Origin of the sequence: Cystobacter fuscus DSM 2262 (assembly GCF_000335475.2) — a bacterium.
In the GTDB taxonomy this organism is placed as follows: Bacteria; Myxococcota; Myxococcia; order Myxococcales; family Myxococcaceae; genus Cystobacter; species Cystobacter fuscus.
In genome coordinates, this window is sequence record NZ_ANAH02000071.1 from 354,605 (window position 1) to 368,357 (window position 13,753).

At 68.6% G+C, this 13,753-nt stretch carries 11 protein-coding genes; 5 read left to right on the top strand and 6 right to left on the bottom strand.

What is annotated here, in order from left to right; all coding sequences use genetic code 11:
- Positions 1-7: 7 nt before the first annotated feature.
- The gene (locus D187_RS46870; RefSeq protein WP_002627250.1) at positions 8-784 is read right to left on the bottom strand and encodes a TerB family tellurite resistance protein; all 777 of its coding nucleotides are present in this window, start codon (positions 782-784) and stop codon (positions 8-10) included.
- A gap of 53 nt (positions 785-837) precedes the next feature.
- Between D187_RS46870 and folD the strand changes: the two genes are divergently transcribed.
- Together folD and D187_RS46880 are read left to right on the top strand one after the other, a co-directional pair.
- Positions 838-1,683, top strand: a complete 846-nt coding sequence (folD, locus tag D187_RS46875; RefSeq protein WP_002627251.1) for a bifunctional methylenetetrahydrofolate dehydrogenase/methenyltetrahydrofolate cyclohydrolase FolD — start codon at positions 838-840, stop codon at positions 1,681-1,683.
- Positions 1,683-2,615 carry an ADP-ribosylglycohydrolase family protein gene (locus D187_RS46880; protein ID WP_002627252.1) on the top strand — a complete coding sequence of 311 codons (933 nt, stop codon included), beginning with the start codon at positions 1,683-1,685 and terminating at the stop codon, positions 2,613-2,615. Before folD ends, D187_RS46880 begins: the two co-directional genes overlap by 1 nt.
- A 46-nt stretch (positions 2,616-2,661) precedes the next feature.
- Here the strand turns inward: D187_RS46880 and D187_RS46885 are convergent, their stop codons facing one another.
- The 3 genes from D187_RS46885 to metF form a co-directional block, all read right to left on the bottom strand.
- Positions 2,662-3,561, bottom strand: a complete 900-nt coding sequence (locus D187_RS46885; RefSeq protein ID WP_002627253.1) for an alpha/beta fold hydrolase — start codon at positions 3,559-3,561, stop codon at positions 2,662-2,664.
- 103 nt (positions 3,562-3,664) lie between these two features.
- The gene (locus D187_RS46890) at positions 3,665-4,063 is read right to left on the bottom strand and encodes a hypothetical protein (RefSeq protein ID WP_002627254.1); all 399 of its coding nucleotides are present in this window, start codon (positions 4,061-4,063) and stop codon (positions 3,665-3,667) included.
- Positions 4,060-4,932, bottom strand: coding sequence for a methylenetetrahydrofolate reductase [NAD(P)H] (gene metF / locus D187_RS46895; protein WP_002627255.1), 873 nt, complete (start codon positions 4,930-4,932; stop codon positions 4,060-4,062). Before metF ends, D187_RS46890 begins: the two co-directional genes overlap by 4 nt.
- A gap of 109 nt (positions 4,933-5,041) precedes the next feature.
- On the opposite strand from metF, the gene gcvT reads away from it, so the two are divergent.
- The 3 genes from gcvT (at position 5,042) to gcvP (ending at position 9,506) form a co-directional block, all read left to right on the top strand.
- Positions 5,042-6,124: a glycine cleavage system aminomethyltransferase GcvT gene (gene gcvT, locus D187_RS46900; protein WP_002627256.1), complete on the top strand. Its 1,083-nt coding sequence runs from the start codon at positions 5,042-5,044 to the stop codon at positions 6,122-6,124.
- A 13-nt stretch (positions 6,125-6,137) separates the two neighbouring features.
- Positions 6,138-6,527, top strand: a complete 390-nt coding sequence (gene gcvH, locus D187_RS46905) for a glycine cleavage system protein GcvH (RefSeq protein ID WP_002627257.1) — start codon at positions 6,138-6,140, stop codon at positions 6,525-6,527.
- An 81-nt stretch (positions 6,528-6,608) separates the two neighbouring features.
- Positions 6,609-9,506: an aminomethyl-transferring glycine dehydrogenase gene (gcvP, locus tag D187_RS46910; RefSeq protein ID WP_002627258.1), complete on the top strand. Its 2,898-nt coding sequence runs from the start codon at positions 6,609-6,611 to the stop codon at positions 9,504-9,506.
- 19 nt (positions 9,507-9,525) lie between these two features.
- On the opposite strand, the gene D187_RS46915 is transcribed toward gcvP, so the two are convergent.
- Positions 9,526-10,902: a sensor histidine kinase gene (locus tag D187_RS46915; RefSeq protein ID WP_051256840.1), complete on the bottom strand. Its 1,377-nt coding sequence runs from the start codon at positions 10,900-10,902 to the stop codon at positions 9,526-9,528.
- A gap of 149 nt (positions 10,903-11,051) precedes the next feature.
- Positions 11,052-13,742, bottom strand: a complete 2,691-nt coding sequence (gene metH, locus D187_RS46920) for a methionine synthase (RefSeq protein WP_002627261.1) — start codon at positions 13,740-13,742, stop codon at positions 11,052-11,054.
- Positions 13,743-13,753: the final 11 nt, after the last annotated feature.

Here is a 13,753-nt window from a genome sequence, read left to right on the forward strand (position 1 = left end):
CGGGGACTCAGCCGCCGCGCAGCTGGCGGATCTTCTCGTAGGCCTCGCGAATCTCCTGGAAGCGGCGCGACGCCTGTTCGACGGCCCCGGGGCCGAGATGGGCGACCCGGTCCGGGTGGTGGATGGCGGCGAGCTGGCGGAAGGCCCGCTTCACGTCCGCGTCGGTCGCCTCGGGGGTGAGGCCCAACCGGGTGTAGTGCGCCTGGGCCTCGCCGAAGTGGCGCGCGGTGACGGAGCGTATCTGCGCCTCGGACAACCCGAGCCCCTGGGCGATCCGGCGCAGTGTCTCCTGCTCGGCGCGGTGCAGCTGGCCATCCACGAGCGCCAGTCCGTACAGGGCGTCGAGCAGCAGCAGCCGCGCCGACATGGTCAGCTCGTCGCGGCACGCGGCGGCGGAATCCTCCAGGGTGGGCGGACGGGCGAGGTGTTCCTTGAGGTAGCGGCGCACGAGCTCGAGCGACTCGGGGCCGTAGCGCAGCTGCTCGGCGAAGTACTCGCGCACCACGCGCACCTCGTCGCGCACCAGGTCGCCATCGGCCCGGGCCACCTCGATGAAGAGGGCGCACAGGTGGCGGGCGAAGTGTTGCTGGGCGGCCAGTTCCCGGGGCTCGGCAGGGGCGGGCGCGCTCGTGCCGGCCGCGCGGGGAGGAGGCTGGAGCAGCCCGTCGAGCTGATGGCCCACCAGGACTCCGGCGAGCACGAGCACGACGACGGGCCAGAGGCCGCCGATCAGCAGCCCCACGCCCAGCCCAAGCATCGCTCCGAGAACTTTTCCAGGTGCCACGCGTGCGTCACTCCCTAGACCGGCGGGAAGTTTCGCATAGAGTCCGCCGCGCTATGGGCCAGTTGATCGACGGAAAAGCGGTGGCGGCGAGGGTGCGCGCCGAGGTGAAGCAGGAAGTGGAGCGGCTCAAGGCCGAGCGCGGCCTGGTGCCGGGGCTGACGGTGGTCCGGGTGGGGGAGGATCCCGCCTCGAAGATCTACGTCACCGGCAAGAAGAAGGCGGCCGAGGAAGTCGGCTTCAACTCGTGGGAGGAGCACCCGGACGCGAGCATCACCGAGGAGGAGTTGCTGTCGGTGGTGGAGCGGCTGAACGAGGACCCCGCGGTCCACGGCATCCTCGTGCAGTTGCCCCTGCCCAAGCACATCGACGCGGAGCGGATCATCTCGGCGGTGCGTCCGGAGAAGGACGTGGACGGCTTCCATCCGATGAACGCGGGCAAGCTGTCGCTCGGCAAGCCGGGGCCGCGGGCGTGCACGCCCTTCGGGGTCATGCGGCTCTTGCGCGAGGTGGGGTGTGACCCCGCCGGCAAGCGCGCCGTGGTGGTGGGGCGCAGCAACATCGTGGGCAAGCCCATGGCGTTGATGCTGTTGCAGGCGGACGCGACGGTGGTCATCTGCCACCGCAAGAGCAACCTGGCCGAGGAGGTGTCACGGGCGGACATCGTCGTGGCGGCGGTGGGCGTGCCCGAGCTCATCAAGGGCGAGTGGATCAAGCCCGGCGCGGTGGTCATCGACGTGGGGATGAACCGGATGCCGGATGGGAAGCTCAAGGGGGACGTGGAGTTCGCGGCCGCCCTGGAGCGCGCCTCGTTCATCACCCCGGTGCCCGGCGGCGTGGGGCCGATGACGATCGCCATGTTGATGCGCAACACCCTGGACGCGGCCAAGGGAGGAGCTTGATGCCGACGCGGCGCGAGCGGCTAGAAGGCGGGCTGTATGGGTTGCTCATCGGGGATGCGCTGGGCGTGCCCTACGAGTTCCATTCTCCGGACCGGATTCCCCCGCCCGCGCTGATCGAATTCACGCCTCCGGCGGACTTCTCCCGGGCGCATGCCCAGGTGCCGCCGGGGACGTGGTCGGATGATGGCTCGCAGGCGTTGTGCCTGCTCGATTCGCTCCTGTCCCGGGGGATGCTGGACCTGGAGGACCTCGGGCGGCGGCTCGTGAACTGGTTCGAGCGGGGCTACCTGGCGGTGGACGGCGAGGTGTTCGACGTGGGCATCCAGACGCGCACGGCCCTGTCGAACCTGCGCGAGGGAGCGCCCGCCCTCAAGGCGGGTCCGGCGGGCGAACGGGACAATGGCAATGGCTCGCTGATGCGGGTGATGCCGCTGGCGCTCTGGCACCGGGGAGATGATCAAGCGCTGGCGCGCGACGCCATGCTCCAGTCCCGGGTGACGCACGGGCACGTGCGCTCGCAGGTGTGCTGCGCGCTCTACTGCCTCTGGGCGCGGCGGACGTTGGAGGGTTCTTCGCGGGCGTGGGCCGATGCGTTGGCCTCCTTCCGGGCGCTGTACCCCGAGGGCCTGGAGCAGCGCACGGAGCTGGAGTCATCGGTGCGGCCGGACGTGCCCTACCGGGGCAAGGGGACGGGGTACGTGGTGGATTGTCTGCTCTCGGCGCGCGATTGCCTGGAAGCGGACTCCTTCGAGCGGGCGGTGAAGGCGGCGATCGCGCTCGGGCATGACACCGACACGACGGCGACGGTGGCGGGAGGCATCGCCGGGCTGCGCGAGGGAATCGACGCCATCCCCAGCCGCTGGCGCAACGCCCTGCGTGGCCAGGAACTGGTGAAGCCCCTGCTCGACAAGCTCCTCGCGTCCGCGGCCTGAGTGCCCGGTCTCCCCACCCCCGTGGGGAAACCTTCCCTCCCGGGATTCAGGGGGCGGGGGTGGTGCTCAGGAAGTTGCGGATGAGCTGGCTGACTTCCTTGGGCTTCTCGAGGGTGGCCCAGTGGGTGGCCTCCGCGAGGCGCTGGATGGAGATCTGCGGCACGAACTCGCGCAGTCCCCGCTGTCCGTCCGGCAGCAGGTAGGTGTCCTGCTCGGCGTGGATGAAGAGCACGGGCTTGTTCACCACGAGCTGGTCCGGCCGCATCCCCTCGGTCAGGTTGCTGCCGCCCACGTGGCCCTGGTGATCCGGCGGGCCCATCTTCGCCGCCCGGTAGTAGTTGAGCGCGCCGGTGATGGCGCCCGGCTGCTTCCAGGCGCTGACCCACTCGGCCATGTCATCCTCGGACAGGATGGCGCCGTGCGCCCGGGCGTCGTTGAGCACGGCCTGCCGGGCCCACGCGTAGTCATCGCCCACGATCTGCCCTTCGGCCTGGGGCGTCTGGAAGACGAGCATGTACTGGGCCGCCAGTTGCTGGCGGGGGTTCTCGCGCAGCTCCCGGTCGAACAGGGCGGGGTGGGTGATGTTGATGGTGACGAGCCGGTGCACGTACTCGGGCAGACGCAGCACGAAGCTCCAGCCCACCAGCGCGCCCCAGTCCTGGGAGACGATGTTCGTCTTCTTGAGGCCCAGGTGCTCCAGCAGGCAGCGCAAGTCCTCGACGAGGTGCCGGATGTGGTAGGCCTCGACCTCCTTGGGCTTGGAGGTCAGGTTGTAGCCACGCATGTCCGGGGCGATGACGAAGTAGTCCTTGCCCAGATCATGAATCTGCTTCTTCCAGACACCCCAGTACTCGGGGAAGCCATGGATGAAGAGGATGGGCTCCCCCGCACCATGCGTGACGTAATGCATGCGGATGCCGTTGATGTCCGCGTAGTGATGATCCATGGACCACTCTCCCCATCGGGTGAATGCCCCGCGAGAATAGGGCGCGGGGCGGGGGAGAGAAAGATCGCTTTCGCGGTGACCGGGAGCACCCGACAAGCGCACTTCAGGTGAAGTGTTTGCGGACTTCCGCGTCGTTGAGCACGAACAGCATCCAGGCGCCCACCGGCACGCCGAAGCAGCACGCGGGGGCGAGCGGCAGCATGACGGTCAGTGAGCCCACCATGCCTATCCCCCATTTCCGCAAATTCACGATGTTGAGCGCGGCCCAGATGGTGATGCCGCGCGCCACGAGCGCTCCCATGATGTTGAAGAGGAATGGCCACAACTGATCCGCGGGCACGGTGAAGTCGCCCACGCCCGAAAGATGCAGCGTCACCATGATGATCCAGAAGAGGATGTCCAGGATTCCCGTACAGAGCAGCAGGAAGGCGGGAGGACGCACCCGGCGCAGCGTGGGCAGGCGGGGATCGTTCAGGGGGACATTGAGACCGGGACCACTCATGTACGGGCCCTCAAGGCGCTCACGATCATCCGCGTGGCGGGTGATTTGTTGAGCGTATAGAAATGGATTCCCGGCACACCCCGCGAGAGCAGTTCCATGCACTGCACCGTGGCGTGCGCCACGCCCAGTTGCACCAGGGCCTCCGGCTGGTCCTTGAGTTGTTCCAGTTGGAGCGCCAAGCGCATGGGGATGGTGGCGCCGCACAGGCGGGTGAAGCGCTGGATCTGCTCGTGGTTGGTGATGGGCATGATGCCCGGGACGATGGGGACGTTGATGCCGACGCGGCGCGCCCGCTCGACGAAGTCGAAGTAGAAGGCGTTGTCGAAGAAGAGCTGGGTGATGACGAAGTCCAGGCCGGCGTCCACCTTGGCCTTGAGGTGCAGGAGATCCTCGTCCCGTGAGCGCGTTTCCACGTGGCCCTCCGGATAACACGCCCCACCCAGGCTGAAATCGAAGTCCTCCTCGCGGATGAAGCGCACGAGATCCGTGGCATGACGGAAGTCCGTGTTCGCGAGGGTGTCGGCAGAGGCGCCCTGGGGCACGTCGCCGCGCAGCACCAGCACGTTGTCGATCTTCGCCGCCTCGAGCCGCCGCAACAGCTCGCGCAGCTCCTCGCGCGTGTGACCCAGGCACGCGAGGTGGGCCATGGCCTCGATGCCCGTGTCGCGCTTGATGCGCGTGACGAGATCCACCGTGCGATCGCGCGTGCTGCCTCCCGCGCCATAGGTGACGGACACGAACCCCGGCTCGAGTGGGGCCAGGTCCTCCAGGGTCTGCAGTAGGTTGGCGGTTCCCGCGTCCGTCTTCGGCGGGAAGAACTCGAAGGAGAAGCAGGGGTTGGACGGGTTCAGTCGATTGCGGATCTTCATGACGCGAACAGTCTAGAACGTCTCCGGTGGCTTCCCGAGAACCTTGATTGAGGGAGGTACGCGGTTATAGTCCGCGCCGTTTTCACCCCCCCTCCCAGGAGAGACGAACATGACCCGGCGAACGCCGCTCAATGACGCCCACCGTGCGCTGGGCGCCCGGATGGTGGACTTCGCCGGCTGGGACATGCCGGTGCAGTACAGCTCCGTCATCGCCGAGCACGAGGCCGTGCGCAACGCGGTGGGCCTCTTCGACGTGTCGCATATGGGGGAGATCGAGTTCCGCGGCCCCGGCGCCCTGGAGACCGCCAACCGGCTCATCACCAACGACCTCTCCAAGTGCGCGGATGGCCAGGCGCTCTACGCCGGGCTGCTCAACGAGCAGGGCGGCTTCGTGGACGACGTGGTGGCCTACCGCTTCTCGCCCGAGCACATCCTCATCGTCGTCAACGCCTCCAACAAGGACAAGGACTTCGCCTGGATGCTCGCGCGCGCCGAGGGCGTCAAGCCGGTGGACCGCAGCGACGACTACGCGCAGATCGCCGTGCAGGGCCCCAAGGCCGCGGCGCTCGTGCAGCGGCTCACCCCGGTGGACCTGACGAAGATCGGCACCTACCGCTTCGCGCAAGGGCCGGTGGCGGGCATTGACTGCATCGTCTCGCGCACCGGCTACACGGGCGAGGACGGCTTCGAGCTGTACTGCGCGCCCGGTGACGCGGAGGCGCTCTGGAAGGCGCTGCTCCAGGAGGGGCAGGCCGACGGAGTGAAGCCCTGTGGCCTGGGCGCCCGCGACAGCCTGCGCACGGAGATGAAGTTCGCCCTCTACGGTAACGACATCGACGACACGCACACCGCGCTGGAGGCCGGGCTCGGGTGGATCTGCAAGCTGGACAAGGCCGGGGGCTTCATCGGCCGCGACGCGCTGGCGAAGCAGAAGGCCGAGGGCCTCGAGCGCAAGCTGGTGGGCTTCGAGGTGACCGGCTCGGGCATCCCCCGGCATGGCTACCCGCTGCTCAAGGACGGTCAGCGGGTGGGCGAGGTGACGAGCGGTACCCAGGGACCGTCGGTGAAGAAGCCCATTGGCATGGGCTACGTCCCCGTGGAGCTGTCCACCGAGGGCTCGACCTTCGACGTGGAAATCCGGGGCCGCGCGGTTCCCGCCGTGGTGGTGAAGACCCCCTTCTGGAAGAAATAGAGGAGCGACGCACATGGCTGGCAACATTCCCCCCGATCTCAAGTACACGCAGGAACACGAGTGGGCCCGGCAGCAGGGCTCCGTGGTGGTGGTGGGCGTCACGGACCACGCCCAGTCGTCCCTGGGTGACGTGGTCTACGTGGAGCTGCCCAAGGTGGGCGCCACCCTCACCGCCGGCAAGCAGTTCGGCGTCATCGAGTCCACCAAGGCCGTCTCCGACCTCTTCGCGCCCCTGACGGGCAAGGTCGTGAAGGTCAACGAGGCGCTGCCCGACAACCCCTCCGCCATCAACACCGACCCCTACGGGGCGGGGTGGATCCTCGAGCTCGAGCCCTCGGACAGCAGCCAACTGGCGGGACTCCTGGATGCCGCCGCGTACGGGAACCTGGTGAAGAATTCCTGATGCCTTTCGGACTGGACCGAACGAGGCCGGATGTTATCCACGGCCTCTCGGCTTCACCCGCACCGCGAGTGCTCGATACCTATGTCCTTGAACTGGAAATACCAGGAGTCTTTCGCCGACCGGCACATCGGTCCGGATGAGAAGGAACTGCAGGGGATGCTGAAGACGATGGGCGTGGGCTCGCTCGACGAGCTCATCGACCAGACCGTCCCCCCAGCCATCCGCTCGAAGGAGCCCCTGTGGGTGGCCGGCGGTTGGTCCGAGACCGAGGCGCTCTCGGCGCTGGAGTCCATCGCGGCGAAGAACCAGCTCTTCCGCTCGTTCATCGGCATGGGCTACCACGACACCCAGACGCCGCTCGTCATCCTGCGCAACATCCTGCAGAACCCGGGCTGGTACACCCAGTACACGCCCTACCAGGCGGAGATCGCCCAGGGCCGGCTGGAGGCGCTGCTCAACTTCCAGACGATGGTGATGGACCTCACGGGCCTGGAGGTCGCCAACGCCTCGCTGCTCGACGAGGGCACGGCCGCCGCCGAGGCCATGGCGCTCGCCGTCGCCCAGTACAAGGGCGAGGGCAAGGGCGTCTTCTTCGTGTCCGAGGCGTGCCACCCGCAGACGCTCGACGTGGTGCGCACGCGCGCCCAGCCGCTGGGCGTGGAAATCGTCGTGGGTGATCACCGCACGGTGGACCTGTCCGCGAAGAAGTACGTGGGCGGGCTCGTGCAGTACCCGGCCACGGATGGCGTCGTGCACGACTACCGCGCCTTCGGCGAGAAGCTGCACGCGGTGGGCGGGCTCTTCATCGTCGCCACGGATCTGCTGGCGCTCACGCTGCTCACGCCCCCGGGCGAGTTCGGCGCGGACGTGGCGGTGGGCAGCGCCCAGCGCTTCGGCGTGCCCATGGGCTACGGCGGTCCGCACGCGGCCTTCTTCGCCACGAAGAACGCCTTCACCCGCATCATGCCGGGCCGCATCATCGGCGTGTCCGAGGACGCCCAGGGCCAGCGCGCCCTGCGCATGGCGCTGCAGACGCGCGAGCAGCACATCCGCCGCGAGAAGGCCACGAGCAACATCTGCACCGCGCAGGTGCTGCTGGCCATCATGGCCGGCATGTACGCGGTGTACCACGGGCCCCGGGGCCTCAAGGCCATCGCCGAGCGCGTGCACGGCCTCACGGTGCTGCTCTCGCGCGGGCTGGCGAAGCTCGGCTACGGCGCCGCCCACGAGCACGTCTTCGACACGCTGCGCGTGGACGCGACGCCCCCGCAGGTGCGCGCCATCCTCTCGGCCGCCGAGGCCAACCGGATGAACTTCCGCCGCATCGACGAGCGCACCATCGGCCTGAGTCTGGACGAGACCACGCGCCCCTCGGACGTGGAGGCCATCCTCTCCGTGTTCGCCGGCGGCAAGGCCCTGGGCTTCTCCCTGGACGAGCTGGGCCAGGGGCTCGACACCCCGCTGCCCGCGAGCCTGCGGCGCTCGAGCGCCTACCTCACGCACCCCGTCTTCAACAGCTACCACTCCGAGACGGAGATGCTGCGCTACATCCGCCGCCTCGAGTCGCGTGACCTGTCGCTCACGCACTCGATGATTCCGCTCGGCTCGTGCACGATGAAGCTCAACGCCACGGCGGAGATGGTGCCGGTGACGTGGCCGCAGTTCGGCAAGCTGCACCCGTTCGCGCCCAGCTCCCAGGCCTCCGGCTACCGGCTCCTGTTCGAGCAGCTCGAGGGGATGCTGGCGGCCGTGACGGGCTTCGCCGGCGTGTCGCTCCAGCCCAACGCGGGCAGCCAGGGCGAGCTCGCGGGCCTGCTCGTGGTGCGCGCCTACCAGCAGCACCGCGGCCAGGGCCACCGCGACGTGTGCCTCATCCCCTCGTCGGCGCACGGCACCAACCCGGCCTCGGCGGTGATGGCGGGCTACAAGGTCGTCGTCGTCAAGTGCGACGAGAGCGGCAACATCGACGTGGCCGACCTGCGCGCCAAGGCGGACGAGCACAAGGCGAACCTGGCTTGCTTGATGGTGACCTACCCGTCCACGCACGGCGTGTTCGAGGAGGACATCAAGGAGATCTGCGCCGTGGTGCACGAGCGCGGCGGGCAGGTGTACATGGACGGGGCGAACCTCAACGCCCAGGTGGGGCTGACGAAGCCGGCGGAGATCGGCGCGGACGTCTGCCACATCAACCTGCACAAGACGTTCTGCATCCCCCACGGCGGTGGCGGCCCCGGCATGGGTCCCATCTGCGTGGCGAGCCACCTGACGCGCTTCCTGCCGGGCCACCCGGTCATCGCCACGGGCGGCAATGATGGCATCGGCGCCATCTCCGCGGCCCCGTGGGGCAGCGCGAGCATCCTCGTCATCTCGTGGATGTACATCGCGATGATGGGCGGGGACGGGCTCACCCGGGCCACCAAGACGGCCATCCTCAACGCCAACTACATCGCCGAGCGGTTGCAGCCTCACTACCCGGTGCTCTACCGCGGCAAGCGCGGCCGCGTGGCGCACGAGTGCATCGTGGATCTGCGCCCGCTCAAGAAGACGTCGGGTGTCGAGGTGGAGGACGTGGCCAAGCGGCTCATGGACTACGGCTTCCACGCGCCCACGGTGTCCTTCCCGGTGTCGGGCACGTTGATGATCGAGCCCACCGAGAGCGAGTCCCAGGCGGAGTTGGATCGGCTGTGTGACGCGCTCATCGCCATCCGGGAGGAGATCCGCGAGATCGAGGACGGCCGGATGCCCCGGGACAACAACGTGCTGAAGAACGCGCCGCACACCGCCCGCGTCATCACCGCGCCCGAGTGGAACCGTCCCTACTCGCGCGAGAAGGCGGCCTTCCCGGCGCCGTGGGTGAAGGATCACAAGTTCTGGCCCTCGGTGGGTCGGCTCAACAACGTGCTCGGCGACCGCAAGCTCGTGTGCTCGTGCCCCCCCATCGAGGACTACCTGCCGCCCGAGCCGTCCAAGGCGGCGTAGTTCCGGCGAGTACGGCCGTTCATCCCAGGGCCTCGGGGGAACCCGGGGCCCTCTTGTTTGGGACGGCGTAGGCGGCGGGGGAGGAGGCGTCCGAGGCCGCCGGCAACATCAGGACGAAGCAGGCCCCGTTGGAGTGGTTCTCCGCGTGGAGCGTGCCCCCGACGCGCGCCACGTAGTCGCGGCACAGGGCGAGCCCCAGTCCCGTCCCTTGGCCCGGGGGCTTGGTGGTGAAGAAGGGCTCGAAGAGGCGGGGCAGCACGTCCGGAGGGATGCCCGGCCCGTTGTCCTCCACACGCAGGCACACGCCTCCCGCCTCCCGGTGCGCGCTCACCTTGATGTGGGGACGGCGCGGGGGCCGGGCCGACTGCGCCGCGTCCGCCGCGTTGATGAGCAGGTTCACCAGCACCTGCACCATGTGCCGCTGCCCCAGCCGGACCGCCGGCAGCTCCGGGGCGAGCGCCAACGAGACCTCGCCGCCCTCGCGCAGGCGCACCGAGGCGAGCCGCTTCGCCTCCTTCAGGGCCTCCTCCAGCACACCCGGTTCCTGTTCCGTCAAGCCGTCCGCGCGCGAGAAGCCCCGCAGATCCGTGACGATCTGCTGGATGCGCATCACTCCCTGCTTCGTCTCGTCGAGCACGTCCCGGAACTCCTCGCGCTCGATCTTCCACGTCTCGTCCGCGGTCTCCCGCTGCAGGTAGCTCAGGTTGGCCTTCACGAAGGCCAGGGGGTTGTTCACCTCGTGCGCCACGCCGGCGGCCAGTTGCCCCACCAGCACGAGCCGCTCCACCTCCGCGCGCTCGAGCGCGGCACGCGCGCGCAGGCGCTCGCTCTCCGCGAGTTGTTCGAGCGCATGGAGCCGCGCCCGGTGTGCTCCGAGCTGCGCCTCCAGCATGTGCCGGTACATGCGCGTGCCCACGAGCGCCAGTCCCAGGAAGGTGCTGTAGCTCGTCACCTGGAGGATCACCCGCGGCAGGGGCACGTCGGCCATGGCGTTCACGATGACGATCGCCACGAGCGACACGCTCCCGCTCAGCAGCGTCGGCAGGCGGCTGTCGGGGGTGAACACCGCCAGGATGAAGGGCAGGGCGGCGTACATGCTGAAGTAGGGACTCTCCGGGCCTCCACTCAGGAGGATGAAGCTCGTGAGGGACACGAACCCGATGACCGAGGCGATCACCCCCGCCCACTTCATCGACAGCCAGCCCGCGCCCACGCAGAGGCCCATCAGCGCGAAGAGCGTGGACCATGTGACCTGCAGGCCCACGAGCAGTCTGGGAAAGGACTGCATCACCACGCAGTGCAACACGAGCCCGAGCGTCAGGCAGCCCGCACCAATGAAGTAGTTTCGGCGCTGCATCCGCAGCAGGGCCTTCAAACCCGAGGAGTCGGCCGTCATCGCGCGCGGATGCTAACCCCCGGGGGATCCCGGTGCCGGGCGAGCCCCCCCGGCGCGCCGCTCTCCTCGCGCGTGTGTACGGAAGTCGACCTTGAGCGGGCGCCTTCGTTACGGCCCTGAACACGTGGTGGGTGTCCGGGCCGCGCGACTCAGGCCGCCACGCTCGTCGCCGGGGCCTTGTCCTCGTCGAGCTGGGGGCCGAGCCACCGCGCCGCCTCGTCGACCGACATCCCCTTGCGGCGCGCGTAGTCCTCGAGCTGATCCCGGCCGATCTTCCCCAGCCCGAAGTACTTCGCCTCGGGGTGGTTGAAGTAGAAGCCGCTGACGCTGCTGGGCGGCGTCATCGCATAGCTCTCCGTCAACGACACTCCCGTCGCCTTCGTGGCCTCGAGCAGCGCGAAGAGCGTGCCCTTCTCCGTGTGCTCCGGACACGCGGGATAGCCGGGCGCCGGACGGATGCCGCGGTACTTCTCGCGGATGAGCTGCTCGTTGGACAGATCCTCGTGCCTGCCGAAGCCACAGAACTCACGGGCGCGCTTGTGCATCAGCTCCGCCATCGCCTCGGCGAGGCGGTCTCCCAGCGCCTGCACCATGATGGCCGAGTAGTCGTCGTGCTTCTGGCGGAAGCGCTCGGCGAAGGACTCCACGCCGTGCCCCGCCGTCACCACGAAGCCCCCGCAGTAGTCGATGCGGCCGCTGTCCCTCGGCGCCACGAAGTCCGCCAGGCACAGGTGGGCCTGCTCCGGCGGCTTCTCGGCCTGCTGCCGCAACATGCGCAGCGTGCCCAGCACCTTCGAGCGCGTCTCATCGGTGTACAGCTCGATGTCATCACCCGCGGAGTTGCAGGGCCAGAAGCCCAGCACCGCCCGCGCCGTGAAGCGCTTCTCCTCGACGATGCGCTTGAGCAGGACCCGCGCGTCGTCGTACAGCTTGCGCGCTTCGGCGCCCACCACGGCGTCCTCGAGGATGCGCGGGAAGGCCCCGTACAGCTCCCAGGCGTTGAAGAAGGGGCCCCAGTCGATGAAGGGCACCACCTCCGCGAGCGGCACGTCGTCGAACACCCGCGTGCCCAGGAACTCGGGCCGGGGGATGTCGACCTGTGCCCAGTCATACGTGGCGCGGCGCCGACGCGCCTCCTCGAGCGTCAGCAGCTTGCGCTGCACCCGGCGGGCGGCGAAGTCCTCGCGGGCCCGGTTCTGCTTCTCGACCACCTCGGCCAGGAAGCCCGGCTTCTGCTCGGGGGACAGCAGCGCGCTCACCACGTTCACCACGCGCGAGGCGTCCAGCACGTGCACCACGCCGGGTGCGTACTCCGGCGCGATCTTCACCGAGGTGTGCGGATGGCTGGTGGTGGCGCCTCCGATGAGCAGCGGGACGTCGAAGCCCAGGCGCTTCGCTTCCTTCGCCGCGTTCACCATCTCGTCGAGCGAGGGCGTGATGAGCCCCGACAGCCCGATGACGTCCACCTTCTCCTGCCGCGCCGTGGTGAGGATCTTCTCGGTGGGCACCATCACGCCCAGGTCGATGACCTCGTAGTTGTTGCAGGCGAGCACCACGCCCACGATGTTCTTGCCGATGTCGTGCACGTCGCCCTTCACCGTGGCGAGCAGCACCTTGCCCTGCGTGCGCGCCTCGCCTCCCGCCTCCACGTGGCGCCGCTTCTCTTCCTCCATGAAGGGCGTCAGCCACGCCACCGCGCGCTTCATCACGCGCGCCGACTTCACCACCTGCGGCAGGAACATCTTGCCCGCGCCGAAGAGGTCTCCCACCACGCGCATGCCGTCCATCAGCGGGCCCTCGATGATGTCCAGCGGGCGCTTGTACTGGAGCCGCGCCTCCTCGGTGTCCGCCTCGATGAAGGCATCGATGCCCTTGACGAGCGCGTGGCTGAGCCGCTCGGCCACCGGGGCGTTGCGCCAGGCGAGGTCTTCCTTCACCTCGAGCTTCGAGTCGCCTCCCTGCCGCGCCTTGAGTTGCTCGGCGTGGGCGATGAGCCGATCCGTCGCGTCCGGGCGGCGGTTGAGCAGCACGTCCTCGACGTACTCGAGCAGCTCCTTGGGAATCTCCTCGTACACGCCGAGCATGCCGGCGTTGACGATGCCCATGTCCATGCCCGCGGCGACGCCGTGGTACAGGAAGGCGGTGTGGATCGCCTCGCGCACCGGGTTGTTGCCCCGGAACGAGAAGGACACGTTGGACACGCCGCCCGACACCTTCGCGTGGGGCAGGGTGGCCTTGATGATGCGCGTGGCCTCGAAGAAGTCCACGGCGTAGTTGTTGTGCTCCTCGATGCCCGTGGCCACGGTGAGGATGTTGGGATCGAAGATGATGTCTTCCGGCGGGAAGCCCACCCGGTCCACCAGCAGCCGGTAGGCGCGCGTGCAGATGCGCACCTTGTCGTCACGCGTGGCCGCCTGCCCCTGCTCGTCGAAGGCCATCACCACCGCGGCGGCGCCATAGCGGCGGATGAGCCGCGCGCGACGCAGGAACTCGGCCTCTCCGTCCTTGAGCGAGATGGAGTTGACGATCCCCTTGCCCTGGATGCACTTGAGGCCGGCCTCCAGCACGCTCCACTTCGACGAGTCGAGCATCAACGGCACGCGCGAGATTTCCGGCTCGGCGGCGATGAGGTTGAGGAACTTCACCATCGTCGCCTCACCGTCGATGAGCGCCTCGTCGACGTTGATGTCGAGGATGTTGGCGCCCGACTCCACCTGCTGCCGGGCGATGGAGAGGCAAGCATCCCAGTCGCCCGCCTTGAGCGCCTTGGCGAACTTGGGAGAGCCGGTGATGTTGGTCCGCTCGCCAATGATTTGAAAACGCGAGGCCTGGTTGGTCACGGCGGTGTCCT

Excerpts from the sequence above, each read along its gene's own strand:
- folD (WP_002627251.1), top strand. The coding sequence starts at position 838 with ATGGGCCAGTTGATCGACGGAAAAGCGGTGGCGGCGAGGGTGCGCGCC.
- D187_RS46880 (WP_002627252.1), top strand. The coding sequence starts at position 1,683 with ATGCCGACGCGGCGCGAGCGGCTAGAAGGCGGGCTGTATGGGTTGCTC.
- D187_RS46885 (WP_002627253.1), bottom strand. The coding sequence starts at position 3,561 with ATGGATCATCACTACGCGGACATCAACGGCATCCGCATGCATTACGTC.
- D187_RS46890 (WP_002627254.1), bottom strand. The coding sequence starts at position 4,063 with ATGAGTGGTCCCGGTCTCAATGTCCCCCTGAACGATCCCCGCCTGCCC.
- metF (WP_002627255.1), bottom strand. The coding sequence starts at position 4,932 with ATGAAGATCCGCAATCGACTGAACCCGTCCAACCCCTGCTTCTCCTTC.
- gcvT (WP_002627256.1), top strand. The coding sequence starts at position 5,042 with ATGACCCGGCGAACGCCGCTCAATGACGCCCACCGTGCGCTGGGCGCC.
- gcvH (WP_002627257.1), top strand. The coding sequence starts at position 6,138 with ATGGCTGGCAACATTCCCCCCGATCTCAAGTACACGCAGGAACACGAG.
- gcvP (WP_002627258.1), top strand. The coding sequence starts at position 6,609 with ATGTCCTTGAACTGGAAATACCAGGAGTCTTTCGCCGACCGGCACATC.
- D187_RS46915 (WP_051256840.1), bottom strand. The coding sequence starts at position 10,902 with ATGACGGCCGACTCCTCGGGTTTGAAGGCCCTGCTGCGGATGCAGCGC.